Below are 26894 nucleotides of genomic sequence, written 5' to 3'. Positions count from 1 at the left end.
CATGGGCAAAATTATCGGTATCGACCTGGGGACTACCAACTCCTGCGTCTCCGTGCTGGAAAACGGCAAGGCCAAGGTTATTGAAAACGCTGAAGGCGCGCGCACCACGCCGTCGATCATCGCTTACGCCAACGATGGCGAAATCCTGGTAGGTCAGTCGGCCAAGCGTCAGGCAGTGACCAACCCGCACAACACCCTGTACGCAGTAAAGCGTCTGATCGGTCGTCGTTTCGACGAAGAAGTTGTGCAAAAAGACATCCAGATGGTCCCTTACAAGATCGTCAAGGCTGACAACAACGACGCCTGGGTAGAAGTGAACGGCCAGAAAATGGCACCGCCACAAATCTCGGCTGAAATCCTGAAGAAGATGAAGAAGACCGCCGAAGACTACCTCGGCGAGCCAGTGACCGAAGCGGTAATCACCGTTCCGGCCTACTTCAACGACAGCCAGCGTCAGGCGACCAAAGACGCCGGCCGCATTGCCGGTCTGGACGTTAAACGTATCATCAACGAACCAACCGCAGCTGCTCTGGCTTACGGTATGGACAAGGCCAAGGGCGATCACACCGTGATCGTTTACGACCTGGGTGGCGGTACTTTCGACGTTTCCGTGATCGAGATCGCTGAAGTTGACGGCGAGCACCAGTTCGAAGTGTTGGCCACCAACGGTGACACCTTCCTCGGCGGTGAAGATTTCGACATTCGTCTGATCGACTACCTCGTTGACGAATTCAAGAAAGAAAGCGGCATGAACCTCAAAGGTGACCCGCTGGCCATGCAGCGCCTGAAAGAAGCCGCTGAGAAAGCCAAGATCGAGCTGTCGTCCGCTCAGTCGACCGACGTCAACCTGCCGTACATCACTGCAGACGCGACCGGTCCTAAGCACCTGAACGTGAAGATCTCGCGTGCCAAGCTCGAAGCACTGGTTGAAGACCTGGTTCAGCGCACCATCGAGCCTTGCCGCATCGCCATGAAAGACGCCGGTATCGACGTTGGCGCGATCAACGACGTGATCCTGGTCGGCGGTCAGACCCGTATGCCGCTGGTGCAGAAACTGGTGACCGATTTCTTCGGTAAAGAAGCACGTAAAGACGTGAACCCGGACGAAGCAGTTGCCATGGGTGCTGCCATCCAGGGCGCGGTTCTGGCCGGTGACGTGAAAGACGTTCTGCTGCTCGACGTCAGCCCGCTGACCCTGGGTATCGAAACCATGGGTGGCGTGATGACCGCGCTGATCGAGAAAAACACCACGATTCCTACCAAGAAATCGCAAGTGTTCTCGACTGCCGACGACAACCAGGGCGCTGTGACCATTCACGTCCTGCAAGGTGAGCGTAAGCAAGCGGCGCAGAACAAGTCTCTGGGCAAGTTCGACCTGGCCGACATTCCACCTGCTCCACGTGGCGTGCCGCAGATCGAAGTGACCTTCGACATCGACGCCAACGGCATCCTGCACGTCGGCGCGAAAGACAAGGCGACCGGCAAGACTCAGTCGATCGTGATCAAGGCCAACTCCGGTCTGTCCGACGAAGAGATCGAGCGCATGGTGCGTGACGCCGAGGCGAATGCCGAGGAAGACCGCAAGTTCGAAGAGCTGGCCGCTGCCCGTAACCAGGGTGATGCTCTGGTTCACTCGACGCGCAAAATGGTTGCTGACGCGGGCGACAAAGTCAGCGCTGAAGAGAAGACCGCGATCGAAGCTGCCGTGGTTGCACTGGAAGCCGCTGTAAAAGGCGACGACAAGGCTGCCATCGAAGCCAAGGTTGAAGAGCTGTCGAAAGTCTCGGCTCCGGTTGCCCAGAAGATGTACGCCGAACAGGCTCAGCCTGCTGAAGGCGCGGCGCCGCACGACGAGAAAGCTGAAAAGGCCGACGATGTTGTCGATGCCGAGTTTGAAGAAGTCAAAGACCACAAGTAAGTTGTTGGTCGGCCGGTTGACTGCCTTGCGGCGGTGACTGGTAGGATGTCGCCGCGCGGGAGCTTGCTCCCGCGTTGGCGTATCTGGAATACGTGAATTTTTACAACATGCGACAAGCCTCGCGTGTTGCTGGTATGGCCGGGAATGCTCCTGCTTTTCGCGCCGCAAGTACCACAAGAAACAAAGACCAGGATCGTTGAATTGACGTGAGTTGGGTCCGGGCCTGTATTGGGGCTCAACGAGTTTGGCCATCCTCAGGAGGGGTTTGCCGGACGTCCTCAAGAGTGCAAAGAACTTATGGCAAAGCGTGACTATTACGAAGTGTTGGGTGTTGAGCGTGGATCCAGCGACGCGGACTTGAAGAAGGCCTATCGCCGCCTGGCGATGAAGCATCACCCGGACCGTAATCCCGATGACAAAGCGTCGGAAGAACTGTTCAAAGAGGCCAATGAGGCCTACGAAGTATTGTCCGATTCCAGCAAGCGCGCGGCCTACGACCAATACGGTCATGCCGGCGTCGACCCGAGCATGGGTGGCGGTGGCGCCGGTTTCGGCGGGCAGAACTTCTCTGACATCTTTGGCGATGTCTTCAGTGACTTCTTCGGTGGCGGTCGCGGCGGTTCCCGTGGTGGCGCCCAGCGTGGCAGCGATTTGCGCTACACCCTGGAGCTGAATCTGGAAGAAGCGGTACGCGGCACCACCGTGAACATCCGCGTTCCGACACTGGTCAACTGCAAGCCGTGCGACGGTTCCGGCGCGAAGAAAGGCTCGTCGCCGTCGACGTGCCCGACCTGCGGCGGCATCGGCCAGGTGCGCATGCAGCAAGGCTTCTTCTCGGTACAACAGACCTGCCCGCGTTGCCATGGCCAGGGCAAGATCATTTCCGATCCGTGCGACTCTTGCCACGGCGACGGTCGTGTCGAAGAGTACAAGACTCTGTCGGTCAAAGTGCCGGCCGGCGTCGATACCGGTGACCGCATTCGTCTGTCCGGCGAAGGCGAGGCGGGTACGCAGGGTGGTCCGACAGGCGATCTGTATGTCGTCATCAATGTGCGCGAGCACGACATCTTCCAGCGTGATGGCAAGCATCTGTTCTGCGAAGTGCCGATCAGCTTCGTCGATGCGGCATTGGGCGGCGAGCTGGAAATTCCGACCCTCGACGGTCGCGTCAAACTGAAAATCCCCGAGGGCACCCAGACCGGCAAGCAGTTCCGCGTGCGTGGCAAAGGCGTGGCGCCAGTGCGTGGCGGCGGTGCGGGCGATCTGATGTGCCGCGTGGCCGTCGAAACCCCAGTCAACCTGAACCGTCGTCAGCGCGAACTGCTGGAAGAGTTCCGCAGCTCCCTGGCCGACGACAACAGCCACTCGCCGAAAACCACCGGTTGGTTCGACGGTGTAAAGCGCTTCTTCGGCGATTTGTAAGGAGTCGGCATGCGACGTATTGCAGTGATGGGCGCCGCCGGGCGCATGGGCAAAACCCTGATTGAAGCGGTGCAGCAAACGCCGGGTGCCGGTCTGACGGCGGCGGTGGATCGTCCCGACAGCACGCTGGTCGGTGCGGATGCCGGTGAGCTGGCAGCGCTGGGCCGTATCGGTGTGCCGTTGTCCGGGGATCTGGATCGCGTGGTCGAAGAGTTCGACGTGCTGATCGACTTCACTCACCCGACCGTGACCCTGAAGAATCTCGCGTTCTGCCGCAAGCACGGCAAGGCGATGATCATCGGCACGACCGGTTTCAGTGTCGAAGAAAAGCAATTGCTGGCCGAAGCGGGCAAGGACATTCCAATTGTCTTCGCCGCCAACTTCAGTGTGGGTGTCAACCTGTGCCTGAAGCTGCTCGACACGGCTGCGCGGGTGCTGGGTGATGATGTCGATATCGAAATCATGGAAGCTCACCATCGCCACAAGGTCGATGCGCCGTCGGGCACCGCTGTGCGCATGGGTGAAGTGATTGCTGATGCGTTGGGACGTGACCTTAAAAAGGTTGCGGTCTACGGGCGCGAAGGTCAGACCGGTGCGCGTGAGCGTGAAACCATTGGTTTCGCTACCGTGCGTGCGGGCGACATCGTGGGTGATCACACCGTGCTGTTCGCCGCTGATGGCGAGCGTGTCGAGATCACGCACAAGGCATCGAGCCGCATGACGTTCGCCAAAGGCGCGGTACGTGCGGCGCTGTGGCTGGACGGTCGCGAGCCGGGTCTGTACGACATGCAAGACGTGCTCGACCTGCGTTAAACCCCTGTTGAACCCGGTGCAAACGCCCTGTTTGCGCCGGTTTTTCCCGCTGAGCGACGACCTGTCGCATTCTCCGGCCTTTTAGGCTCTTTAGCGGTGGACCAAAAAAGCCTTTTTCTGTAAGCTACAGCTTTAGTGTGTCCACTAAAAGCGCGCAGAATAATTCAGTGAAGAAGCGGGGTGACGTGTCCATACGTCACTCCGCTTTTTTACAACCTGCGATTGCCCTTTCATGCGTTATTTACGGGAGGTCTTCTTGACTAAGCCAGCCATACTCGCCCTTGCTGATGGCAGCATTTTTCGCGGCGAAGCCATTGGAGCCGACGGTCAAACCGTTGGTGAGGTGGTGTTCAACACCGCAATGACCGGCTATCAGGAAATCCTTACCGATCCTTCCTACGCCCAACAGATCGTGACCCTGACTTACCCGCACATCGGCAACACCGGCACCACGCCGGAAGACGCCGAGTCCGACCGCGTCTGGTCCGCTGGCCTGGTCATTCGTGACCTGCCGCTGGTAGCGAGCAACTGGCGTAACACGATGTCCCTGTCCGATTACCTGAAAGCCAACAATGTTGTGGCGATCGCCGGTATCGACACCCGTCGCCTGACCCGCATCCTGCGTGAAAAAGGCGCACAGAACGGCTGCATCATGGCCGGCGACAACATCTCCGAAGAAGCTGCAATCGCCGCCGCGCAAGGCTTCCCGGGCCTCAAGGGCATGGATCTGGCGAAAGTCGTCAGCACCAAGACTCAATACGAATGGCGCTCGACTGTCTGGGATCTGAAGACCGACAGCCACGCGACCATCGACGCTTCCGAGCTGCCTTACCACGTGGTTGCCTACGACTACGGCGTCAAGCTGAACATCCTGCGCATGCTGGTCGAGCGCGGCTGCCGCGTCACCGTGGTGCCGGCACAAACTCCGGCTGCCGACGTACTGGCACTGAAGCCGGACGGCGTGTTTCTGTCCAACGGCCCTGGTGATCCGGAGCCTTGCGACTACGCGATCAAGGCGATCAAGGAAGTGCTGGAAACCGAAATCCCGGTATTCGGCATCTGCCTCGGTCACCAGTTGCTGGCTCTGGCCTCCGGCGCCAAGACCCTGAAAATGGGCCACGGCCACCACGGTGCCAACCACCCGGTACAGGATCTCGACACTGGCGTCGTGATGATCACCAGCCAGAACCACGGCTTCGCGGTAGACGAAGAAACCTTGCCGGCCAACGTGCGTGCGATCCACAAATCGCTGTTCGACGGTACCCTGCAAGGCATCGAGCGCACCGACAAGAGCGCTTTCAGCTTCCAGGGTCACCCTGAAGCGAGCCCGGGCCCGAACGACGTGGCGCCACTGTTTGACCGCTTCATCAACGAGATGGCCAAGCGACGCTAAGCGTTCGCCTTGAGACTGTAGAGAGAAGCCCCTCGAGGGCGGCCCCGACCCCGGCGGCCCCTTCGAGGCTTCAGAAATCGATCAAGACGGCTTGCCGACTGACCTGCGGATTTGAGTGACAAACCCATGCCAAAACGTACAGACATTAAAAGCATCCTGATTCTCGGCGCTGGCCCGATCGTTATCGGCCAGGCCTGCGAATTCGACTACTCCGGCGCCCAGGCTTGTAAAGCCCTGCGCGAAGAGGGTTACCGCGTCATCCTGGTGAACTCCAACCCGGCCACCATCATGACCGACCCGGACATGGCCGACGCGACCTACATCGAGCCGATCAAGTGGCAGACCGTTGCCAAAATCATCGAAAAAGAGCGTCCGGACGCGGTACTGCCAACCATGGGCGGCCAGACGGCTCTGAACTGCGCCCTGGACCTGGAGCGCGAAGGCGTTCTGGAGAAGTTCGGCGTGGAAATGATCGGCGCCAACGCCGACACCATCGACAAGGCTGAAGACCGTTCGCGTTTCGACAAGGCGATGAAGTCCATCGGCCTGGCGTGCCCGCGTTCCGGTATCGCCCACAGCATGGAAGAAGCCAACGCGGTTCTCGAAACCCTGGGCTTCCCGTGCATCATCCGTCCGTCCTTCACCATGGGCGGCACCGGTGGCGGTATCGCATACAACCGTGAAGAGTTCGAAGAAATCTGCGCTCGCGGTCTGGACCTGTCGCCGACCAAGGAACTGCTGATCGACGAATCGCTGATCGGCTGGAAAGAATATGAAATGGAAGTTGTCCGCGACAAAAAGGACAACTGCATCATCGTCTGCTCGATCGAGAACTTCGACCCGATGGGCGTGCACACCGGTGACTCGATCACTGTTGCTCCGGCACAGACCCTGACCGACAAGGAATACCAGATCCTGCGTAACGCCTCCCTGGCGGTACTGCGCGAGATCGGCGTCGAGACTGGCGGTTCCAACGTGCAATTCGGTATCTGCCCGAACACTGGCCGTATGGTTGTGATCGAAATGAACCCGCGTGTATCGCGCTCCTCGGCGCTGGCTTCGAAAGCCACCGGTTTCCCGATCGCCAAAGTCGCGGCCAAGCTGGCTGTGGGTTACACCCTCGACGAGCTGTCGAACGACATCACCGGCGGCAAGACCCCGGCGTCCTTCGAGCCGTCGATCGACTACGTCGTGACCAAGCTGCCACGCTTCGCCTTCGAAAAATTCGCCAAGGCTGACGCACGTCTGACCACTCAGATGAAGTCGGTCGGTGAAGTCATGGCCATCGGCCGGACCTTCCAGGAATCCCTGCAGAAAGCCCTGCGCGGCCTGGAAGTGGGCGTTTGTGGTCTGGACGAGAAGCTCGACCTGAGCAACCCGGAAAGCATGAGCGTGCTCAAGCGCGAACTGACCGTGCCGGGTGCCGAGCGCATCTGGTACGTGGCAGACGCTTTCCGTGCCGGCATGACTGTCGAAGATATCTTCGCCATGAACATGATCGACCCTTGGTTCCTGGTGCAGATCGAAGATCTCATCAAGGACGAAGAGAAGGTCAAGACCCTCGGTCTGTCCGCGATCGACCGCGATCTGATGTTCAAGCTCAAGCGCAAAGGCTTCTCCGATCAGCGCCTGGCCAAGCTGCTGGGTGTGACCGAGAAAAACCTGCGTACTCACCGCCAGAAGCTGGAAGTATTCCCGGTCTACAAGCGCGTTGACACCTGCGCCGCCGAGTTCGCCACCGACACCGCGTACCTCTACTCGACGTACGAGGAAGAGTGCGAAGCTGCACCGTCGGGTCGTGACAAGATCATGATCCTGGGCGGCGGTCCGAACCGTATCGGCCAAGGCATCGAGTTCGACTACTGCTGCGTACATGCTGCCCTCGCACTGCGCGAAGACGGCTACGAAACCATCATGGTCAACTGCAACCCGGAAACCGTTTCCACTGACTACGACACTTCCGACCGCCTGTACTTTGAGCCGGTAACCCTGGAAGACGTGCTGGAAATCTGCCGCGTCGAGAAGCCGAAAGGCGTGATCGTCCAGTACGGCGGCCAGACTCCGCTGAAACTGGCGCGAGCCCTGGAAGCCGCTGGCGTGCCGATCATCGGTACCAGCCCTGACGCCATTGACCGTGCCGAAGACCGTGAGCGCTTCCAGCAAATGGTTGAGCGCCTGAACCTGCGTCAGCCGCCAAACGCCACCGTGCGCAGCGAAGACGAAGCTGTTCGTGCTGCCGCCAAGATCGGTTACCCGCTGGTAGTGCGCCCGTCCTACGTATTGGGCGGCCGTGCGATGGAAATCGTTTACAAGGAAGACGAGCTCAAGCGCTACCTGCGTGACGCGGTGCAAGTGTCCAACGACAGCCCGGTGCTGCTCGACCACTTCCTCAACTGCGCCATCGAGATGGACGTGGATGCGGTCTGCGACGGCAAAGATGTGGTGATCGGCGCGATCATGCAGCACATCGAACAGGCGGGCGTTCACTCCGGTGACTCCGCGTGCTCGCTGCCGCCTTACTCGCTGCCGGCGCACATCCAGGACGAGATGCGCGAACAGGTCAAGAAAATGGCCCTGGAACTGGGCGTTGTCGGCCTGATGAACGTGCAGTTGGCGCTGCAGGGCGAAGACATCTACGTCATTGAAGTCAATCCGCGCGCTTCCCGTACCGTGCCGTTCGTTTCCAAGTGCATCGGTGTCTCCTTGGCCATGATCGCTGCGCGCGTGATGGCCGGTAAGACCCTGCAGGAAATCGGCTTCACCAAAGAAATCATCCCGAACTTCTACAGCGTGAAAGAGGCGGTGTTCCCGTTCGCCAAATTCCCTGGCGTGGACCCGATCCTCGGCCCAGAGATGAAGTCCACCGGTGAAGTGATGGGCGTCGGCGACACTTTCGGTGAAGCTTTCGCCAAGGCCCAGATGGGCGCCAGCGAAGTGCTGCCGACTGGTGGTACCGCGTTCATCAGCGTGCGTGACGATGACAAGCCACTGGTTGCAGGCGTGGCCCGTGATCTGATCAACTTGGGCTTCGAAGTGGTTGCCACTGCCGGGACTGCCAAGCTGATCGAAGCCGCAGGCCTGAAAGTGCGCCGTGTGAACAAGGTGACCGAGGGTCGTCCGCACGTGGTCGACATGATCAAGAATGACGAAGTCACGCTGATCATCAACACCACTGAAGGTCGTCAGTCGATCGCTGATTCGTACTCCATTCGTCGTAATGCCCTGCAGCACAAGATTTACTGCACCACGACCATTGCTGCGGGCGAAGCTATCTGTGAAGCGCTGAAGTTCGGTCCCGAGAAGACCGTGCGCCGCTTGCAGGATCTACACGCAGGATTGAAGGCATGAGCATAACCAAGTACCCAATGACTGTTCAGGGCGCTCGCGCCCTGGAAGAAGAGCATGCTCACCTGACCAAGGTCGTCCGTCCGAAGCTCAGCCAGGACATCGGTACGGCCCGCGAGTTGGGTGACTTGAAAGAAAACGCTGAATACCATGCCGCCCGCGAACAGCAAGGCATGGTCGAGGCGCGGATTCGTGACATCGAAGGCCGGATTCAGAATCAGGTCATCATCGACGTCACGACCATTGCGCACACTGGCAAAGTGATCTTCGGGACCACCGTCGAAATCGCTAACGTCGAGACGGATGAAAGCGTCACTTACCACATCGTGGGTGAGGATGAGGCTGACTTCAAACTCGGCAAGATTTCGGTCGGCTCGCCGCTGGCCCGTGCCCTGATCGGCAAGGAAGAGGGCGATGTGGTTGCCGTGAAAACGCCAAGTGGCGTTATCGAGTACGAGATTGTCGAAGTCCGTCACATCTGAAAACGGGCGCCCGCTGCGTGCGGGCGCCATGCTTTGGCAGCTGACCCAGATGCTTTGGGTCGGCGGTCTATGGCTGATTCATCTTGGCTTGCAGCCGGTGTTGGGCAAAATCGGCCTGGCACCGCTGTTGGTCGATGAAGTGGCCAGTGCATTTGAAGTGCTGGTGGTGGGATTCGCCGCCGCATGCGTGATTTTTCAGGCTTTAGTGCTGGTACAGGCCGAAGGCCTTGCCAGTCTATGGCGGGATTTTCGCGGTCAGGTGCTGCTGATGGCGTTGTATGCGTGCGCGATGTTTGTCGCAATACGTGTCGGCTGGCCGGATGCGCAGCGCTGGCAGGTGTTCAGCTTTCTGATCCTGGGGTTTTCCGGGCTGGTGCTGGTGCTGCAACCGGTGCCGGGATGGGGTGGCAGGGTGCGCGAAGCACACCCTTGACCCTTGTCATCACTTGAAGCGATGAACGTTCGACAGCTGCTTGTTGACGCTGAAGTTCTTGCGGTAAACCAGTGCCATCTTGCCGATGACCTGTACCAGGTCCGCTTTGCCGACCTTGCACAGCTCTGCAATGTGCGCCAGGCGCGACTCGCGATCGAGGATATTGAGCTTGATCTTGATCAGCTCGTGATCCGCCAGGGCGCGTTCAAGTTCGGCTAGCACACCTTCAGTCAAACCGTTGTCAGCCACAGTCAAAACTGGTTTCAGATGGTGGCCAATGGATTTGTACTGTTTCTTCTGCTCTGGAGTGAGCGGCATAATCTGACCCTTTCGTCTGGATTCTGTAAAATGGCGGCCATTTTACCCGAGGGTTCGTGGATCCGCCCAATTAATCACGACCCTTATCATCGAGGTGCCCAATGGCGCGTTCCAAGACAAGCCTTGGTTGGCTGAAAAGACATGTCAACGATCCCTATGTGAAGCAAGCGCAGAAGGATGGCTACCGCTCGCGTGCGAGTTACAAGCTTCTGGAGATCCAGGAGAAATACAAGTTGATCCGTTCCGGCATGAGCGTTGTCGACCTCGGCGCGGCGCCCGGTGGCTGGTCGCAGGTCACGAGCCGGTTGATCGGTGGTCAGGGGCGCCTGATCGCCTCGGACATTCTGGAAATGGACAGTATTCCGGACGTGAATTTCATTCAGGGGGACTTCACCGAGGACGAAGTGCTCGCGCGGATCCTTGAGGCCGTGGGTAATTCGCAGGTAGACCTTGTGATTTCCGATATGGCCCCCAATATGAGTGGTACGCCTGAAGTGGACATGCCAAAAGCCATGTTCCTTTGTGAACTGGCGCTTGATCTGGCGGAACGGATACTCAAGCCGGGTGGCAATTTCGTGATCAAGATTTTTCAGGGCGAAGGTTTTGATGTTTACCTGAAGGATGCTCGTCGGAAATTCGACAAGATCCAGATGATCAAGCCAGACTCCTCCCGCGGCAGTTCCCGCGAGCAGTACATGCTGGCCTGGGGTTACCGCGGGCGTAGTGAGTAACACGAGGTTTTTTGCCGGGGTGATAGGTTTTTCGTATTTTGCCCCGTGTGCATAAGCGAATATTGTGTAGAAAGTGTTTCACAAAGGGTTACAGACGGCGCCTGCCAGAGTTGTAGGTAATGTAGTAAGTTAGGCCGGTGAATATCATGCGAAGCGCGCGCCAGTAGCGGAGCTTGCTTCAGAGGGTAGTTAATTGAACGATATGGCAAAGAATCTGATCCTGTGGTTGATCATCGCGGCAGTCCTCGTGACGGTGATGAACAACTTCTCCAGCCCTAACGAGCCGCAGACCCTCAACTATTCCGACTTCATCCAGCAGGTCAAGGATGGCAAGGTCGAGCGCGTAGCCGTTGATGGCTATGTGATTACCGGTAAGCGCAACGATGGCGATAGCTTCAAGACCATTCGTCCGGCGATCCAGGACAATGGCCTGATCGGCGACCTGGTCGACAACCACGTCGTGGTCGAAGGCAAGCAGCCTGAACAGCAAAGCATCTGGACCCAGCTTCTGGTGGCCAGCTTCCCGATCCTGGTGATCATCGCGGTGTTCATGTTCTTCATGCGCCAGATGCAGGGTGGAGCCGGCGGCAAGGGCGGGCCGATGAGCTTTGGCAAGAGCAAGGCGCGTCTGTTGTCTGAAGACCAGGTGAAAACCACATTGGCTGACGTTGCCGGTTGCGACGAAGCCAAGGAAGAAGTGGGTGAACTGGTTGAGTTCCTCCGTGATCCGGGCAAGTTCCAGCGTCTGGGCGGTCGCATTCCTCGCGGCGTGCTGATGGTCGGCCCTCCGGGTACCGGTAAAACCCTGCTGGCCAAAGCGATTGCCGGTGAAGCCAAGGTGCCGTTCTTCACCATTTCCGGTTCTGACTTCGTCGAGATGTTCGTCGGTGTCGGTGCCAGCCGCGTACGTGACATGTTCGAGCAGGCGAAGAAACACGCGCCTTGCATCATCTTCATCGACGAAATCGACGCCGTCGGTCGCCATCGTGGCGCCGGCATGGGCGGCGGTCATGACGAGCGCGAGCAGACCCTCAACCAGTTGCTGGTAGAGATGGACGGCTTCGAGATGAACGACGGCATCATTGTAATCGCTGCCACCAACCGTCCTGACGTGCTTGACCCGGCGTTGCTGCGTCCGGGCCGTTTCGACCGTCAGGTGGTGGTTGGCTTGCCGGACATCCGTGGTCGCGAGCAGATCCTCAAGGTTCACATGCGCAAAGTGCCAATGGGTGACGACGTTGCTCCGGCCGTTATCGCGCGTGGTACTCCGGGCTTCTCTGGTGCTGACCTGGCTAACCTGGTCAACGAAGCGTCGCTGTTCGCTGCGCGTAGCGGCAAACGCATCGTTGAAATGAAAGAGTTCGAACTGGCCAAAGACAAGATCATGATGGGCGCCGAGCGCAAGTCGATGGTCATGTCCGAGAAGGAAAAGCAGAACACTGCTTATCATGAGGCCGGCCACGCTATCGTCGGTCGTGTAGTGCCAGAGCATGATCCGGTGTACAAGGTGTCGATCATTCCGCGTGGTCGCGCGCTGGGTGTAACCATGTTCCTGCCGGAAGAGGATCGCTACAGCCTGTCCAAACGTGCATTGATCAGCCAGATCTGCTCGCTGTACGGCGGCCGTATCGCTGAAGAGATGACCCTGGGCTTTGACGGTGTCACCACCGGCGCGTCCAACGACATCATGCGTGCCAGCCAGATTGCACGGAACATGGTGACCAAGTGGGGTCTGTCGGAAAAGCTCGGCCCGCTAATGTATGCCGAAGAAGAAGGCGAGGTGTTCCTCGGTCGCGGCGGTGGCGGTCAGAGTGCCAGCTTCTCCGGCGAGACAGCCAAGCTGATCGACTCCGAGGTGCGCAGCATCATTGACCAGTGCTACGGCACGGCCAAGCAGATCCTCACGGACAACCGTGACAAGCTCGACGCCATGGCTGATGCGTTGATGAAGTACGAAACGATCGACGCTGAACAGATCGACGACATCATGGCGGGTCGTACTCCTCGCGAGCCTCGCGACTGGTCCGGCGGCACGGGTACACCTCCACCTCCAGTGGTTCAGGACGAGCGTCCGGAAACACCGATCGGCGGCCCGGCTGCTGACGTTTAAGGTTTGAAATGACTTCTGTACAGTCCCTGACCCGGTTGCCTTGCGGCAACCGGGTTCTTGATTTGGCCCGGACACACGTCATGGGCATTCTCAATGTCACTCCCGATTCTTTCTCTGATGGTGGCCGTTACAGCCAGCACGACGCAGCCTTGCGCCATGCCGAAGCCATGGTGTTGGCTGGCGCGACGCTGATTGATGTCGGCGGCGAATCGACCCGGCCAGGTGCGCGAGCGGTTTCTCCTCTGGAGGAGCTGGAGCGCGTGGCGCCCGTCGTTGAATTGATCAATCGCGAACTGGATGTGGTTATCTCGGTTGACACTTCAACGCCGGCGGTCATGCGTGAAACTGCGCGACTGGGTGCAGGGTTGATCAACGATGTGCGCTCCCTGCAGCGCGATGGTGCGCTGGACGCGGCCGCCGCCACTGGCCTGCCGGTGTGCCTGATGCATATGCTGGGTGAGCCTGGCGACATGCAGGACAATCCGCAGTATCAGGATGTCACCCGGGAAGTCGGCGAGTTTCTCGCAGAGCGCATGGCTCAATGTGCATTGGCGGGTATCCCGGCCAATCGGATCATTCTCGACCCCGGTTTCGGTTTCGCCAAAACCCTGCAGCACAATCTAAGCTTGTTCAAGCATATGGAAGCCTTGCATGCGCTGGGGCGGCCGTTGTTGGTTGGTGTTTCGCGCAAGAGCATGATCGGACATGCATTGAATCGTCCCGTGGGCGAGCGTCTGCATGGCGGTCTGGCGCTGGCGGCACTGGCGTCGGTCAAAGGTGCGCGTATATTGCGGGTCCATGATGTGGCGGAAACGGTAGATGTGGTGCGGATGATCGAAGCCGTGGAATCAGCCGAATAAGAATGATGGAGCACTTATGAGCAAGAAATATTTTGGTACCGACGGCATTCGTGGTCGCGTCGGTGAATACCCGATTACTCCTGACTTCATGCTCAAGCTCGGCTGGGCTGCCGGCATGGCGTTCCGCAAGATGGGCGCCTGCAAGGTGCTGGTCGGCAAGGACACGCGGATTTCCGGTTATATGTTCGAATCGGCGCTCGAGGCCGGTCTGACATCGGCGGGCGCCGATGTGATGCTGCTCGGACCGATGCCGACGCCGGCGATTGCCTACCTGTCGCGCACGTTCCAGGCTGAGGCCGGCATCGTGATCAGTGCTTCGCACAACCCGCATGACGATAACGGCATCAAGTTCTTCTCCGGCAAAGGCACCAAGTTGCCCGATGAGCTGGAGCTGATGATCGAAGAGTTGCTCGATACGCCGATGACCGTGGTCGAGTCGAGCAAGATCGGCAAGGTGTCGCGCATCAATGACGCCTCCGGTCGCTACATCGAATTCTGTAAAAGCAGTGTGCCGACCGGCACCAGTTTTGCCGGCCTCAGGATTGTCATCGACTGTGCCCATGGTGCGACCTATAAGGTGGCGCCGAGCGTCTTTCGCGAGCTGGGCGCAGAAGTTGTCGTCTTGTCAGCGCAGCCGAACGGCCTGAACATCAATGAAAACTGCGGCTCGACCCATATGGGGCAGTTGCAGGCGGCAGTGATGGCTGAGCACGCCGATCTGGGGATTGCCTTCGATGGCGATGGTGACCGGGTGCTGATGGTTGATCACACGGGCGCCATTGTCGATGGTGACGAGTTGTTGTTCATCATCGCGCGTGACCTGCATGAGCGTGACAAATTGCAGGGCGGCGTAGTCGGCACTCTGATGAGTAACCTGGGGCTCGAGCTGGCGCTGGCGGATCTTTCGATTCCGTTTATTCGTGCCAACGTCGGTGATCGCTATGTGATCGCCGAGTTGCTGGAGCGTAACTGGTTGGTCGGCGGTGAAAATTCGGGGCATATCGTTTGCTTCAATCACACCACGACTGGCGACGCGATCATCGCTGCATTGCAGGTGTTGATGGCGCTCAAGACTCGAAACCAAGGGCTGGCGCAAACCCGGCAGGCGTTGCGCAAGTGTCCTCAGGTGCTGATCAATGTGCGTTTTGGTGGCGGTGAAAGCCCGCTCGAGCATCCGGCTGTCAAGGAGGCCAGTGCGCGTGTTACCCAGGCGATGGCGGGTCGCGGCCGTGTGCTTTTGCGCAAGTCCGGGACAGAGCCTCTGGTGCGCGTGATGGTCGAAGGGGAGGACGAAACCCAGGTTCGAGGCTATGCGGAAGAACTGGCAAAACTGGTAAGTGAAGTTTCTGCCTGATTCGGCTTGCCAGCCATGATTGTGTTGGGTAACATCTGCGCCCACTTTGACCGACGAGGTACAGCATGCGTCGCCCTATGGTAGCTGGTAACTGGAAGATGCACGGTACCCGCGCCAGCGTCGCTGAGCTGATCAACGGCCTTCGTCATCTGGCCTTGCCAAGCGGTGTTGATGTCGCGGTATTCCCGCCTTGCTTGTATATCAATCAAGTGATTGATGGCTTGAAAGGCAAGTCGATTTCGGTCGGTGCGCAGAACTCTGCGGTGGAATCCATGCAAGGTGCATTGACGGGTGAGATTGCTCCCAGTCAGTTGGTGGATGCAGGTTGTTCCCTGGTGCTTGTCGGGCACTCCGAACGCCGCCAGATAATGGGCGAGCGAGACGGGATGCTGAATCGCAAGTTCGCAGCGGCACAGGCATGTGGCTTGATTCCGGTGTTGTGTATAGGGGAAACCCTTGAACAGCGCGAAGCCGGTAAAACTCTTGAGGTTGTCGGGCGTCAGCTGGGCAGTATCATCGAGGAGCTGGGTGTAGGTGCCTTTGCCAAGGCAGTCATTGCTTACGAGCCGGTCTGGGCTATTGGTACCGGACTGACTGCAACGCCGCAACAGGCGCAGGATGTGCATAAAGCCATTCGCGAGCAGTTGGCGGCAGAGAATTCTGAGGTCGCACGAGGTGTGCGGCTTCTATACGGCGGCAGCGTGAAGGCGGCCAATGCGGTCGAACTGTTCGGCATGCCGGATATCGATGGGGGGCTCATTGGTGGAGCTTCCCTGAATGCAGATGAGTTCGGTGCGATCTGTCGCGCCGCGGGAAACTGAAAAAATGCTGGAAACAGTCGTAGTCGTTTTTCATCTGCTGGGTGCATTGGGCGTAGTTGCTCTGGTTTTGCTGCAGCAGGGTAAAGGTGCGGATGCTGGCGCGTCTTTCGGAGCAGGTGCTTCAAATACTGTGTTCGGAAGCCAAGGTTCCTCTACCTTTCTTAGTAAGTTTACTGCTATACTTGCCGCCGGTTTCTTCATAACCAGCTTGGGGTTAGGTTACTTTGCTAAAGAGAAAGCTCATCAGCTGACTCAAGCAGGTCTCCCAGACCCAGCAGTGTTGGAAGTACCTAAGCAACAACAACCGGCTTCTGATGATGTCCCGGTGCTTCAAGAGCAAAAGTCGGCTACTCCAGCGACTGACGTACCTCCAGCTCAAGAGCAGAAGTAAGAAGGGTTTCAAACGTAGTTTTGCCGAGGTGGTGGAATTGGTAGACACGCAACCTTGAGGTGGTTGTGCCCATAGGGTGTAGGGGTTCGAGTCCCCTTCTCGGTACCAATTAGTCAGGAGAGCCCGCTGTTGCGGGCTTTCTTGCAGGTGGAAGGTTACATTGACCCTATAAGGGATCGGTCGTATACTTCTGCCCCAGCTTTGTCGCGGGGTGGAGCAGTCTGGTAGCTCGTCGGGCTCATAACCCGAAGGTCGTCGGTTCAAATCCGGCCCCCGCAACCAGTTTAAGGAGCCCCTTTTAAGGGGCTTTTTGTTAGCTGGACACTTTCAACGCCGCTATTCGACGGCGTTTCAAGGATGGGCGTTAAGCCCATTTTTTTATTTTGCAAAGCATGCACATATCATGCACTAGGGGGTTCAGGTGTCGAGCAAGCTAGAAGAGTTGCAGGCCTTGCTGGCCCCGGTGGTCGTGGCCCTGGGCTATGAATGCTGGGGGATCGAGTTTTCGGCTCAGGGTCGTCACTCGATGTTGCGCGTTTATATCGATAAAGAGGGCGGCGTGCTGGTGGACGATTGCGCCATTGTCAGCCGTCAGATCAGCGGTGTACTGGATGTTGAAGATCCAATCTCCGTTGAATACACCCTCGAAGTTTCCTCGCCTGGCATGGAGCGCCCGCTGTTCACTCTTGAGCAGTTTGCAAAATTTGCCGGTGAACAAGTGAAGATCAAGCTGCGCTCGCCTTTTGAAGGTCGACGCAACTTTCAGGGCCTTCTGCGCGGTGTAGAAGAACAGGACGTCGTGGTGCAGGTAGAAGACCATGAGTTCCTGTTGCCGATCGATATGATCGACAAGGCCAACATTATTCCCAGTTTTGACTGAGACGCGGATCCCGCGGATCCAATGGCTTGCGAAAGGCGAGGCGTACGATGAGCAAAGAAGTACTGCTGGTTGTTGAGTCGGTATCCAATGAAAAGGGCGTACCGGCAAGCGTAATTTTTGAAGCGCTGGAGCTGGCTCTGGCCACTGCTACCAAAAAGCGTTTTGAAGACGAAGTTGACCTGCGTGTGGAAATTAACCGCCACACCGGTTCTTACGAAACGTTCCGTCGCTGGACGGTCGTCGAAGAGAATGATCTCGATGATCCGGCCATCGAAACCTGGCCAAGCAAGGTTGCGGAAACGCATCCGGGCGCCAAGGTCGGCGATGTTGTCGAAGAAAAAATCGAATCCATCGAGTTCGGCCGCATTGCTGCACAGACTGCCAAGCAGGTCATCGTGCAGAAAGTGCGTGAAGCCGAGCGCGCTCAAGTGGTTGACGCCTATCGCGAGCGCCTGGGAGAAATCATCTCCGGCACCGTGAAGAAAGTCACCCGCGACAACGTGATCGTCGATCTGGGCAATAACGCTGAAGCGTTGCTGGCTCGTGAAGACATCATTTCGCGCGAAACCTTCCGTGTCGGCGTGCGTCTGCGTGCGCTGCTCAAGGAAATCCGCACCGAGAACCGCGGCCCGCAGCTGATCCTGTCGCGTACCGCGCCGGAAATGCTGATCGAGCTGTTCCGCATCGAAGTGCCGGAAATCGCTGAAGGCCTGATCGAAGTCATGGCTGCGTCCCGTGATCCGGGTTCGCGCGCCAAGATCGCCGTTCGCTCCAAGGACAAACGCATCGACCCGCAGGGCGCTTGCATCGGTATGCGCGGTTCGCGCGTCCAGGCAGTGTCGGGCGAGTTGGGCGGTGAGCGTGTTGATATCGTGCTGTGGGACGACAACCCGGCTCAGTTCGTGATCAACGCCATGTCCCCGGCCGAGGTTGCGGCAATTATTGTTGACGAAGATGCCCACGCCATGGACATCGCCGTTGGCGCAGACAATCTGGCTCAGGCCATCGGTCGTGGTGGTCAGAACGTGCGTCTGGCGAGCCAGTTGACTGGCTGGACCCTGAACGTGATGACCGAATCGGACATCCAGGCTAAGCAGCAAGCAGAAACCGGCGACATCCTGCGCAACTTCATCGACGAGCTGGAAGTCGACGAAGAACTGGCTCAGGTGCTGGTTGATGAAGGCTTCACCAGCCTGGAAGAGATTGCCTACGTACCGTTGGAAGAAATGCTCAACATCGACGGCTTTGACGAAGACATCGTCAACGAGCTTCGCGCTCGTGCCAAGGATCGTTTGTTGACCAAAGCCATCGCTACTGAGGAAAAGCTGGCAGACGCCCATCCGGCCGAAGACCTGCTCTCGCTTGAGGGTATGGACAAGGATTTGGCGATGGAACTGGCGGTGCGCGGCGTAATTACCCGCGAAGACCTGGCCGAGCAGTCTATTGACGACCTGCTCGACATCGACGGCATTGACGATGATCGTGCCGGCAAGTTGATCATGGCCGCCCGAGCCCACTGGTTCGAGTAATTAGGCGCGGCCTGAGGAGAGAAGTGCATGACGCAAGTCACGGTGAAACAACTGGCCGATGAGGTCAAAACACCGGTAGAGCGCCTGTTGCAGCAGATGCGTGAGGCAGGTCTGCCGCACACCGCCGCCGAAGAAAATGTGACTGACAGTGAGAAGCAATCCCTGCTGACTCACTTGAAGAGCAGCCACAAGGCGAAAGTGGAAGAACCACGCAAGATCACGCTGCAGCGTAAAACCACCAGCACCCTGCGTGTGGCTGGTAGCAAAAGCATCAGCGTAGAAGTTCGCAAAAAGAAAGTTTTCGTACAGCGTAGCCCGGAAGAAATCGAAGCCGAACGCAAGCGTGAACTGGATGAGCGTCGCGCAGTAGAAAATGCTGCTCGTCAGAAGGCTGAAGAAGAAGCCAAGCAGCGCGCCGAAGAAGAAGCGCGCCGCCAGCCTGCTGCCGCTCCGACCGCTGCTGCCGAACCTGTTGCTGCCCCAGCTGCAGTGGCTGAACCTGTGCGCGAAGCTGCGCCGGTTGTAGCTGCTGCGCCGGCTGCCGACACTCGCAAGCGTGACGAACAGCGCCGTCCGGACAAACCGCGTGCCGACGACAACAACCGTCGTGGCGGTGGTGATGGCGAGCGCAAAAACGCTCCGCATCGCGCATCGGTCAAAGAAAAAGCGCCGGCGCCACGTGTGGCACCACGCACTACCGACGAAGAAAGCGATGGCTTCCGTCGTGGTGGTCGCGGCAAGGCCAAGCTGAAGAAACGCAACGCTCACGGTTTCCAGAGCCCGACCGGCCCTGTCGTGCGTGAAGTGAAGATCGGCGAAACCATCACTGTTGGCGATCTCGCCCAGCAGATGTCGGTCAAGGCTGCCGAAATCATCAAGTTCATGTTCAAGCTGGGTACTCCGGCCACCATCAACCAGGTACTGGATCAGGAAACTGCCCAACTGGTTGCTGAAGAACTGGGCCACAAAGTGACCCTGGTCAGCGACACCGCCCTGGAAGATTCCCTGGCCGAGTCGCTGAAGTTCGAAGGTGAAGCGGTGCCTCGTGCGCCAGTCGTGACCGTCATGGGCCACGTTGACCACGGTAAGACCTCGCTGCTCGACTATATCCGTCGTGCCAAGGTTGCTGCTGGCGAAGCCGGCGGTATCACCCAGCACATCGGTGCATACCACGTTGAAACCGAACGCGGCATGGTCACCTTCCTCGATACCCCGGGTCACGCTGCGTTTACCGCCATGCGTGCCCGTGGTGCCAAGGCGACCGACATCGTGATCCTCGTGGTTGCGGCGGACGACGGCGTGATGCCACAAACCATCGAAGCCGTTCAGCACGCTCAGGCTGCTGGCGTTCCGCTGGTGGTTGCGGTGAACAAGATCGACAAGCCAGGTGCTGATCTCGATCGCATCCGTAGCGAACTGTCGGCTCATGGCGTGACTTCCGAAGAGTGGGGCGGCGACACTCCATTCGTTCCGGTTTCCGCGAAGATGGGTACCGGCGTTGACGAACTGCTCGAAGCCGTTCTGCTGCAGGCCGAAGTGCTCGAACTGACCGCTACTCCGTCGGCGCCTGGCCGTGGTGTTGTGGTCGAATCGCGTCTCGACAAGGGCCGTGGCCCGGTAGCCACTGTTCTGGTTCAGGACGGTACGCTGCGTCAAGGCGACATGGTGCTGGTCGGTTCGAACTATGGCCGCGTGCGCGCCATGCTCGACGAGAACGGCAAGCCGATCAAGGAAGCAGGTCCGGCCATTCCGGTCGAGATCCTCGGCCTTGACGGTACTCCGGACGCTGGCGACGAGATGAGCGTGGTTGCCGACGAGAAGAAAGCCCGTGAAGTGGCTCTGTTCCGTCAAGGCAAGTTCCGCGAAGTCAAACTGGCCCGCGCTCACGCCGGCAAGCTGGAAAACATCTTCGAAAACATGGGCCAGGAAGAGAAGAAGACGCTCAACATCGTCCTCAAATCCGACGTCCGTGGTTCGCTGGAAGCATTGCAGGGCGCTCTGAATGGCCTGGGCAACGACGAAGTGCAAGTGCGCGTGGTCGGTGGCGGTGTCGGTGGTATCACCGAATCCGACGCCAACCTGGCACTGGCTTCCAACGCTGTACTGTTCGGCTTCAACGTGCGTGCCGATGCTGGCGCACGGAAGATCGTCGAGCAGGAAGGTCTGGACATGCGTTACTACAACGTGATCTACGACATCATCGAAGACGTCAAGAAAGCCCTGACCGGTATGCTCGGCAGCGATGTTCGCGAGAACATCCTGGGCGTGGCCGAAGTGCGCGACGTGTTCCGTTCGCCGAAGTTTGGCGCGATCGCCGGTTGCATGGTGATCGAAGGTGTTGTGCACCGTAACCGTCCGATCCGTGTACTGCGTGAAGACATCGTTATCTTCGAAGGCGAGCTGGAATCCCTGCGCCGCTTCAAGGATGACGCTTCCGAAGTACGTGCCGGCATGGAATGCGGTATCGGCGTGAAGAGCTACAACGACGTCAAAGTCGGCGACAAGATCGAAGTCTTCGAGAAGGTTCAGGTTGCTCGCAGCCTCTAACTCGCGCACTTCAAGGGCCACGCCGAGCCGCCGCATGCAGATGCGCGCCACGGCGTCAGGACTCTAAACGCAACGCCCGGTCTGGCATTTGTCAGGCCGGGCGTTTGCCGCTTTCAGACCTTGCGGGTTTCACCGTGGGGCAGTAACAGGTAACAAAATCATGGCAAAAGAATACAGCCGTACCCAACGTATCGGCGATCAGATGCAGCGCGAGCTGGCCCAACTGATCCGTCGCGAAGTCAAAGATCCGCGCGTCGGCCTGGTCACCATTACCGCTGTGGAAGTCAGCCGTGACGTCGGTCACGCGAAGATTTTCATCACCGTGATGGGGCAGGACAACGCCGAAGATATCGCGCAAAGCATCAAGGTGCTCAATGCCGCCGCAGGTTTCCTGCGCATGCAACTGGCCCGTGAAATGAAGCTGCGCAGTGTGCCGCAATTGCACTTCCACTACGACGAATCCGTTGTCCGTGGTGCGCACCTGTCGGCTCTGATCGAGCGCGCCGTGGCTGAAGACAATCAGCACGTCACCGCGCCTGCACCTGAAGACGCCAAGGAGTAATTCGGTGGCTCAGGTCAAACGTATCCGTCGTAACGTCAGCGGTATCATCCTGCTCGACAAACCGTTGGGGTTCACCTCCAACGCCGCGTTGCAGAAGGTTCGCTGGCTGCTCAACGCCGAGAAGGCCGGTCACACCGGCAGCCTCGACCCGCTGGCCACTGGCGTGTTGCCGCTGTGCTTCGGTGAGGCCACCAAGTTCTCGCAGTACCTGCTCGATTCCGACAAGGGTTATGAAACCCTGGCGCAACTGGGCAAGACCACCACCACGGCAGACGCCGAGGGTGAGGTTTTGCAGGAGCGTCCGGTGACCGTTGGTCGCGCCGACGTCGAAGCGGTCCTGCCGAAATTTCGTGGTCAAATCAGTCAGATACCGCCGATGTACTCGGCACTCAAGCGTGATGGCCAGCCGCTGTACAAGCTGGCCCGTGCAGGCGAAGTAGTGGAGCGCGAACCGCGTTCTGTTACTATTGCGCGCTTGGAATTACTGGCCTTCGAAGGCGATACTGCGCGTCTTGCAGTGGATTGCAGCAAAGGCACCTATATTCGTACCCTGGTGGAGGATATCGGTGAGCAACTCGGTTGTGGTGCGTACGTCGCAGAATTGCGCCGTACCCAGGCCGGGCCTTTCACTTTGGCGCAAACCGTTACCCTCGAAGAGCTCGAAGCGGTACATGCCGAAGGCGGCAACGAAGCGGTCGATCGCTTCCTGATGCCATCGGACAGCGGCCTGCAGGATTGGCCGTTGCTGCACTTTTCGGAAGCGAGCGCGTTCTACTGGCTCAACGGCCAGCCGGTACGCGCCCCGGATGCTCCGAAGTTCGGCATGGTGCGGGTACAGGATCACAATGGTCGCTTCATCGGTATCGGTGAAGTGAGCGAAGACGGGCGCATCGCGCCACGTCGTTTGATTCGGTCAGAATGACCGGAAACCGGTGCGTATTACAGCGTGCCGGCGAGTGTGGCTGTTAACAGGCACGGTCACTACTCATTTATAGATACAGGGATTTGTCCCTGGCCTGTTGAAGCTGTTTCTCTGAAACAGTTTCCTGATAAAAGGATTGCCTCATGGCTCTCGACGTTCAAGAAAAAGCTCAAATCGTTGCTGACTACCAGCAAGCTGTTGGTGACACTGGTTCGCCAGAAGTGCAAGTTGCACTGCTGACCGCCAACATCAACAAACTGCAAGGTCACTTCAAGGCCAACGGTAAAGATCACCACTCCCGTCGTGGTCTGATCCGCATGGTAAACCAGCGTCGCAAGCTGCTGGACTACCTGAAAGGCAAGGACGTGAGCCGTTACAGCGCTCTGATCGCTCGCCTGGGTCTGCGTCGCTAATCAGCGATTGCGCTATGAGGTTGGTGGTCTGTGGGACGTCGGCGGTTTACCGCTGGCGCCTTGCAGGCTCCCAGCCTCAAGTTTTATCTGGATACACGTTTTACCCCGGACAAGCGTTGGGCCGATTCCCGACATTGCCCAAGAATTTCGCAAGAAACCAGTTCCCCCAAGAGCCACAAAGAAGGTAGGACACCGTGAACCCGGTAATCAAAAAATTCCAGTTCGGTCAGTCGACCGTTACCCTCGAGACTGGCCGTATCGCCCGTCAGGCCTCCGGCGCAGTATTGGTCACCGTTGACGACGACGTCAGCGTATTGGTGACCGTCGTCGGTGCCAAGCAAGCCGATCCGGGCAAGGGCTTCTTCCCTCTGTCCGTTCACTACCAGGAAAAGACTTACGCTGCCGGTAAGATCCCTGGCGGTTTCTTCAAGCGTGAAGGCCGTCCTTCCGAGAAAGAAACCCTGACTTCCCGACTGATCGACCGTCCGATCCGTCCGCTGTTCCCGGAAGGTTTCATGAACGAAGTGCAGGTTGTCTGCACCGTCGTTTCCACCAGCAAAAAGACCGATCCGGACATCGCTGCGATGATCGGTACTTCGGCTGCCCTGGCTATTTCGGGCATCCCGTTTGACGGCCCGATCGGCGCCGCTCGCGTCGCTTTCCACGAAAGCACCGGCTACCTGCTGAACCCGACTTACGAACAACAAGCCGCTTCGAGCCTGGACATGGTCGTTGCCGGTACCTCCGACGCCGTACTGATGGTTGAATCGGAAGCCAAAGAGCTGACCGAAGACCAGATGCTGGGCGCGGTACTGTTCGCTCACGACGAGTTCCAGGTGGTGATCAACGCCGTCAAGGAACTGGCCGCTGAAGCTGCCAAGCCAACCTGGACCTGGGCTCCGGCGCCAGAAGCCACCGAACTGCTGGGCGCTATCCGTGCCGAGTTCGGCGATGCGATCTCCCAGGCTTACACCATCACCGTCAAGGCTGACCGCTACGCACGTCTGGGCGAGCTGAAGGATCAGGTTGTTGCCAAGCTGTCCGGTGAAGAAGGCCAGCCTTCGGCTGCCGACGTCAAAGCCGCTTTCGGCGAAATCGAATACCGCACCGTTCGCGAAAACATCGTTAACGGCAAGCCACGTATCGACGGTCGCGACACCAAGACCGTACGTCCGCTGAACATCGAAGTCGGCGTTCTGCCGAAGACTCACGGTTCGGCGCTGTTCACCCGTGGTGAAACCCAGGCTCTGGTAGTCGCGACCCTGGGCACCGCCCGTGACGCACAGCTGCTGGACACCCTGGAAGGCGAGAAAAAAGACCCGTTCATGCTGCACTACAACTTCCCTCCGTTCTCGGTGGGCGAGTGTGGTCGCATGGGTGGCGCTGGTCGTCGTGAAATCGGTCACGGCCGTCTGGCCCGTCGTTCGGTTTCGGCCATGCTGCCAGCCGCTGACGTGTTCCCGTACACCATTCGTGTCGTGTCGGAAATCACCGAATCCAACGGTTCGAGCTCGATGGCTTCCGTTTGCGGCGCTTCCCTGGCCCTGATGGACGCTGGTGTGCCGATGAAGGCGCCGGTTGCCGGTATCGCCATGGGTCTGGTTAAAGAGGGCGAGAAGTTCGCCGTCCTGACCGACATCCTCGGTGACGAAGACCACCTGGGCGACATGGACTTCAAGGTAGCCGGTACCGCCAAAGGCGTCACCGCGCTGCAGATGGACATCAAGATCAAGGGCATCACCGAAGAGATCATGGAAATCGCTCTGGGCCAAGCCCTGGAAGCGCGCCTGAACATCCTCGGCCAGATGAACCAGATCATTGGCCAGTCGCGTACCGAACTGTCGGCCAACGCTCCGACCATGATCGCGATGAAAATCGACACCGACAAGATCCGTGACGTTATCGGTAAAGGTGGCGCGACCATCCGTGCGATCTGCGAAGAAACCAAGGCTTCGATCGACATCGAAGACGACGGTTCGATCAAGATCTTCGGCGAAACCAAAGAAGCCGCTGAAGCTGCTCGTCAGCGCGTTCTGGGCATCACCGCTGAAGCCGAGATCGGCAAGATCTACGTGGGTAAAGTTGAGCGCATCGTCGACTTCGGCGCATTCGTCAACATCCTGCCAGGCAAGGACGGTCTGGTGCACATCTCCATGCTGAGCGACGCTCGTGTAGAGAAAGTGACCGACATCCTGAAAGAAGGCCAGGAAGTGGAAGTGCTGGTACTGGACGTGGACAACCGCGGCCGTATCAAGCTGTCCATCAAAGACGTGGCAGCGGCCAAGGCATCGGGCGTGTAATCACCCCCTCGCTTTAGCGCAATGAAAATGCCCCGCCGTGAAAACGGCGGGGCATTTTTTTGTCTGCCATAAAGATCAAAAGCTCGCAGCCTGCGGCAGCGCTGGTAAAAACGCGGTGATAACCCGATTCCGCAGGAGCCGAAGCATGCTGCGATCTTTGCTTTTGTGAAAACCGGTGCTAGGTTTAGCCCACCGCCCGTGTAGCTCAGCCGGTAGAGCAGCGCACTCGTAACGCGAAGGTCGCAGGTTCGATTCCTGTCTCGGGCACCACTTCCCTTATTTCACTTTGCGGCTCAGGTCCTCGACGGTACGTTTGAGCTGGTCCATTGCACGATCCTGATCGTTGATCTTCTGTTTCAGACTCGAAATCTCGCTGTTGTTCGAGTTGGAGCTGGAACCGCTGTTGCGCTTGAGGTCTTCGACCTGGCGACCGAGGGTCTCCAGTTGGCGATCCTGCTCCTTGAGCTTGTTCTTCAGGTCGTCGACTTCTTTACTGCCGGCGCTCGAGCTGGAACCGCTGCTGCGTTTGAGTTCTTCAATCTGGCGTGACTGGTCACGGACGGTATCGCGGATCTTTTGCAGTTCATCAATGCTGATATCGCTTTTGATGACAACCTCTTTGCCGTAATCGTTGTGAATCAATGAAACTTTGTCGCCGTAGGAGGAACTGCTGGTGCTCAGTTCCAGCGCCATGGCGCTTGCCGGCAGCAACATGGCGGCGAGCAAGGTACTGGCAGACAGAATGGAGCAAATCTTCGAAAAGCTGCGCATCACTGGTTTTCCTTGTGAACAGCGAGGGTGGGTGCCGAAGTGGCACAACGCTATGACTTGGAAAGCGGATTTATGTTCCGCAAGTCAACTTTTTGCGCCTGAGATGTAAAGAGCCGTGTAATTCGTCATGCAAACGTCCTATATTCGGTGCCTGCATGAGCATCGCCCAGCAGTTTTCAGATGATCCCGAATGGTTCCGAAGGCCGGACAATCCGCGTCAGAGAGATCCTTGATGATCCAGATCCATCCTCCATTCTTACGATCAGCGAGAACGCCATGACCGAATTAACTCAAGAGCAACGTCACGAACTAGCGCTGGAAAAATACATTCTGGACGTCCCGGACCTGAAAGAAGAGATCAAGGACCTGAGTCCCGATGATCAGAAGGACCAGATCCAGTGGGCATTCGAAGACGAAGCCGAAGCCCAGGGGTTGCAGCCGTGGGAGCTGACGCTCAAGTACACGAGCACGCCGGAAGAGTTCGAGGCACAGCGCCTCGTGCTGCACAAAGAGGCGGCTGAAGTGTTGGGTGTCGAGTGGGACGAGTACTGCGAGATGAACAATCTCGTCGTATAAAAG

Annotated in this window: 23 protein-coding genes and 3 tRNA genes; 24 read left to right on the top strand and 2 right to left on the bottom strand. The window is 58.3% G+C overall.

Features of this window, described 5'->3' with window-relative positions:
* Position 1: 1 nt before the first annotated feature.
* The 7 genes from dnaK to K5Y35_RS03540 all read left to right on the top strand — a co-directional run bounded on the left by dnaK (position 2) and on the right by K5Y35_RS03540 (position 9806).
* The gene (dnaK, locus tag K5Y35_RS03570; protein ID WP_222833679.1) at positions 2-1918 is read left to right on the top strand and encodes a molecular chaperone DnaK; all 1917 of its coding nucleotides are present in this window, start codon (positions 2-4) and stop codon (positions 1916-1918) included.
* 297 nt (positions 1919-2215) lie between these two features.
* Positions 2216-3340, top strand: a complete 1125-nt coding sequence (dnaJ, locus tag K5Y35_RS03565; RefSeq protein WP_003221522.1) for a molecular chaperone DnaJ — start codon at positions 2216-2218, stop codon at positions 3338-3340.
* Between the two features lie 9 nt (positions 3341-3349).
* Positions 3350-4153, top strand: coding sequence for a 4-hydroxy-tetrahydrodipicolinate reductase (gene dapB, locus K5Y35_RS03560; RefSeq protein WP_016771766.1), 804 nt, complete (start codon positions 3350-3352; stop codon positions 4151-4153).
* A 256-nt stretch (positions 4154-4409) separates the two neighbouring features.
* Entirely contained in the window at positions 4410-5546 is a 1137-nt protein-coding gene (gene carA, locus K5Y35_RS03555) for a glutamine-hydrolyzing carbamoyl-phosphate synthase small subunit (RefSeq protein ID WP_123464528.1), read from the top strand.
* A 126-nt stretch (positions 5547-5672) separates the two neighbouring features.
* Positions 5673-8894: a carbamoyl-phosphate synthase large subunit gene (gene carB / locus K5Y35_RS03550; RefSeq protein WP_123464530.1), complete on the top strand. Its 3222-nt coding sequence runs from the start codon at positions 5673-5675 to the stop codon at positions 8892-8894.
* Between the two features lie 2 nt (positions 8895-8896).
* The gene (gene greA, locus K5Y35_RS03545) at positions 8897-9373 is read left to right on the top strand and encodes a transcription elongation factor GreA (RefSeq protein ID WP_123465972.1); all 477 of its coding nucleotides are present in this window, start codon (positions 8897-8899) and stop codon (positions 9371-9373) included.
* Positions 9374-9401: 28 nt separating this feature from the next.
* A complete protein-coding gene (locus tag K5Y35_RS03540) occupies positions 9402-9806 on the top strand; it encodes an MFS transporter (protein ID WP_128615784.1) in 405 nt (134 codons plus the stop codon).
* A gap of 9 nt (positions 9807-9815) precedes the next feature.
* Here K5Y35_RS03540 and K5Y35_RS03535 read toward each other — a convergent pair whose 3' ends face one another.
* On the bottom strand, positions 9816-10124 hold the full coding sequence (locus tag K5Y35_RS03535; protein ID WP_003221534.1) for a YhbY family RNA-binding protein: 309 nt from the start codon (positions 10122-10124) through the stop codon (positions 9816-9818).
* Positions 10125-10225: 101 nt separating this feature from the next.
* Here K5Y35_RS03535 and rlmE point away from each other — a divergent pair, with 101 nt between their 5' ends.
* The 16 genes from rlmE to K5Y35_RS03455 all read left to right on the top strand — a co-directional run bounded on the left by rlmE (position 10226) and on the right by K5Y35_RS03455 (position 25814).
* On the top strand, positions 10226-10855 hold the full coding sequence (gene rlmE, locus K5Y35_RS03530; RefSeq protein ID WP_123464534.1) for a 23S rRNA (uridine(2552)-2'-O)-methyltransferase RlmE: 630 nt from the start codon (positions 10226-10228) through the stop codon (positions 10853-10855).
* A 202-nt stretch (positions 10856-11057) separates the two neighbouring features.
* Positions 11058-12965, top strand: coding sequence for an ATP-dependent zinc metalloprotease FtsH (ftsH, locus tag K5Y35_RS03525; protein ID WP_123464536.1), 1908 nt, complete (start codon positions 11058-11060; stop codon positions 12963-12965).
* Between the two features lie 8 nt (positions 12966-12973).
* On the top strand, positions 12974-13825 hold the full coding sequence (gene folP / locus K5Y35_RS03520) for a dihydropteroate synthase (protein WP_123464538.1): 852 nt from the start codon (positions 12974-12976) through the stop codon (positions 13823-13825).
* 16 nt (positions 13826-13841) lie between these two features.
* Positions 13842-15179: a phosphoglucosamine mutase gene (gene glmM / locus K5Y35_RS03515; protein WP_222833678.1), complete on the top strand. Its 1338-nt coding sequence runs from the start codon at positions 13842-13844 to the stop codon at positions 15177-15179.
* Positions 15180-15244: 65 nt separating this feature from the next.
* The gene (tpiA, locus tag K5Y35_RS03510) at positions 15245-16000 is read left to right on the top strand and encodes a triose-phosphate isomerase (protein WP_016986498.1); all 756 of its coding nucleotides are present in this window, start codon (positions 15245-15247) and stop codon (positions 15998-16000) included.
* Between the two features lie 4 nt (positions 16001-16004).
* The gene (secG, locus tag K5Y35_RS03505; RefSeq protein ID WP_027610782.1) at positions 16005-16391 is read left to right on the top strand and encodes a preprotein translocase subunit SecG; all 387 of its coding nucleotides are present in this window, start codon (positions 16005-16007) and stop codon (positions 16389-16391) included.
* Positions 16392-16413: 22 nt separating this feature from the next.
* Positions 16414-16499: transfer RNA gene (locus tag K5Y35_RS03500), tRNA-Leu, on the top strand.
* A gap of 97 nt (positions 16500-16596) precedes the next feature.
* A tRNA-Met gene (locus K5Y35_RS03495) sits at positions 16597-16673 on the top strand.
* A gap of 139 nt (positions 16674-16812) precedes the next feature.
* Complete coding sequence (gene rimP / locus K5Y35_RS03490) at positions 16813-17271, top strand: ribosome maturation factor RimP (RefSeq protein ID WP_007973115.1); 459 nt, start codon at positions 16813-16815, stop codon at positions 17269-17271.
* A 47-nt stretch (positions 17272-17318) separates the two neighbouring features.
* Complete coding sequence (gene nusA / locus K5Y35_RS03485) at positions 17319-18800, top strand: transcription termination factor NusA (RefSeq protein WP_003221546.1); 1482 nt, start codon at positions 17319-17321, stop codon at positions 18798-18800.
* A 27-nt stretch (positions 18801-18827) separates the two neighbouring features.
* A complete protein-coding gene (gene infB / locus K5Y35_RS03480) occupies positions 18828-21347 on the top strand; it encodes a translation initiation factor IF-2 (RefSeq protein ID WP_222833677.1) in 2520 nt (839 codons plus the stop codon).
* Positions 21348-21507: 160 nt separating this feature from the next.
* Complete coding sequence (gene rbfA / locus K5Y35_RS03475; protein WP_128615783.1) at positions 21508-21909, top strand: 30S ribosome-binding factor RbfA; 402 nt, start codon at positions 21508-21510, stop codon at positions 21907-21909.
* Positions 21910-21913: 4 nt separating this feature from the next.
* Positions 21914-22831: a tRNA pseudouridine(55) synthase TruB gene (gene truB, locus K5Y35_RS03470; protein WP_024011571.1), complete on the top strand. Its 918-nt coding sequence runs from the start codon at positions 21914-21916 to the stop codon at positions 22829-22831.
* 143 nt (positions 22832-22974) lie between these two features.
* Positions 22975-23244, top strand: a complete 270-nt coding sequence (rpsO, locus tag K5Y35_RS03465; protein ID WP_011332409.1) for a 30S ribosomal protein S15 — start codon at positions 22975-22977, stop codon at positions 23242-23244.
* A 194-nt stretch (positions 23245-23438) separates the two neighbouring features.
* Positions 23439-25544 carry a polyribonucleotide nucleotidyltransferase gene (gene pnp, locus K5Y35_RS03460; RefSeq protein ID WP_123464544.1) on the top strand — a complete coding sequence of 702 codons (2106 nt, stop codon included), beginning with the start codon at positions 23439-23441 and terminating at the stop codon, positions 25542-25544.
* Positions 25545-25738: 194 nt separating this feature from the next.
* A tRNA-Thr gene (locus K5Y35_RS03455) sits at positions 25739-25814 on the top strand.
* 6 nt (positions 25815-25820) lie between these two features.
* On the opposite strand, the gene K5Y35_RS03450 is transcribed toward K5Y35_RS03455, so the two are convergent.
* Positions 25821-26315 (bottom strand): hypothetical protein, encoded by a 495-nt coding sequence (locus K5Y35_RS03450; RefSeq protein WP_222833676.1) that lies wholly within the window; start codon positions 26313-26315, stop codon positions 25821-25823.
* 276 nt (positions 26316-26591) lie between these two features.
* Here K5Y35_RS03450 and K5Y35_RS03445 point away from each other — a divergent pair, with 276 nt between their 5' ends.
* The gene (locus tag K5Y35_RS03445; protein WP_122662506.1) at positions 26592-26891 is read left to right on the top strand and encodes a DUF6388 family protein; all 300 of its coding nucleotides are present in this window, start codon (positions 26592-26594) and stop codon (positions 26889-26891) included.
* The last annotated feature ends 3 nt before the right edge of the window (positions 26892-26894 follow it).

It is taken from the genome of Pseudomonas sp. SC3(2021), assembly GCF_019856535.1.
In the GTDB taxonomy this organism is placed as follows: Bacteria; Pseudomonadota; Gammaproteobacteria; order Pseudomonadales; family Pseudomonadaceae; genus Aquipseudomonas; species Aquipseudomonas monsensis.
Note: the sequence above shows the minus strand (reverse complement) of the source record. Positions and strands in the feature narration are given on the sequence as shown.

Bases quoted from the DNA above. Each gene is read 5' to 3' on its own strand.
- dnaK (WP_222833679.1), top strand. From the start codon at position 2: ATGGGCAAAATTATCGGTATCGACCTGGGGACTACCAACTCCTGCGTC.
- dnaJ (WP_003221522.1), top strand. From the start codon at position 2,216: ATGGCAAAGCGTGACTATTACGAAGTGTTGGGTGTTGAGCGTGGATCC.
- dapB (WP_016771766.1), top strand. From the start codon at position 3,350: ATGCGACGTATTGCAGTGATGGGCGCCGCCGGGCGCATGGGCAAAACC.
- carB (WP_123464530.1), top strand. From the start codon at position 5,673: ATGCCAAAACGTACAGACATTAAAAGCATCCTGATTCTCGGCGCTGGC.
- K5Y35_RS03540 (WP_128615784.1), top strand. From the start codon at position 9,402: ATGCTTTGGCAGCTGACCCAGATGCTTTGGGTCGGCGGTCTATGGCTG.
- K5Y35_RS03535 (WP_003221534.1), bottom strand. From the start codon at position 10,124: ATGCCGCTCACTCCAGAGCAGAAGAAACAGTACAAATCCATTGGCCAC.
- rlmE (WP_123464534.1), top strand. From the start codon at position 10,226: ATGGCGCGTTCCAAGACAAGCCTTGGTTGGCTGAAAAGACATGTCAAC.
- ftsH (WP_123464536.1), top strand. From the start codon at position 11,058: ATGGCAAAGAATCTGATCCTGTGGTTGATCATCGCGGCAGTCCTCGTG.
- folP (WP_123464538.1), top strand. From the start codon at position 12,974: ATGACTTCTGTACAGTCCCTGACCCGGTTGCCTTGCGGCAACCGGGTT.
- glmM (WP_222833678.1), top strand. From the start codon at position 13,842: ATGAGCAAGAAATATTTTGGTACCGACGGCATTCGTGGTCGCGTCGGT.
- tpiA (WP_016986498.1), top strand. From the start codon at position 15,245: ATGCGTCGCCCTATGGTAGCTGGTAACTGGAAGATGCACGGTACCCGC.
- secG (WP_027610782.1), top strand. From the start codon at position 16,005: ATGCTGGAAACAGTCGTAGTCGTTTTTCATCTGCTGGGTGCATTGGGC.
- nusA (WP_003221546.1), top strand. From the start codon at position 17,319: ATGAGCAAAGAAGTACTGCTGGTTGTTGAGTCGGTATCCAATGAAAAG.
- infB (WP_222833677.1), top strand. From the start codon at position 18,828: ATGACGCAAGTCACGGTGAAACAACTGGCCGATGAGGTCAAAACACCG.
- rbfA (WP_128615783.1), top strand. From the start codon at position 21,508: ATGGCAAAAGAATACAGCCGTACCCAACGTATCGGCGATCAGATGCAG.
- rpsO (WP_011332409.1), top strand. From the start codon at position 22,975: ATGGCTCTCGACGTTCAAGAAAAAGCTCAAATCGTTGCTGACTACCAG.
- K5Y35_RS03450 (WP_222833676.1), bottom strand. From the start codon at position 26,315: ATGCGCAGCTTTTCGAAGATTTGCTCCATTCTGTCTGCCAGTACCTTG.
- K5Y35_RS03445 (WP_122662506.1), top strand. From the start codon at position 26,592: ATGACCGAATTAACTCAAGAGCAACGTCACGAACTAGCGCTGGAAAAA.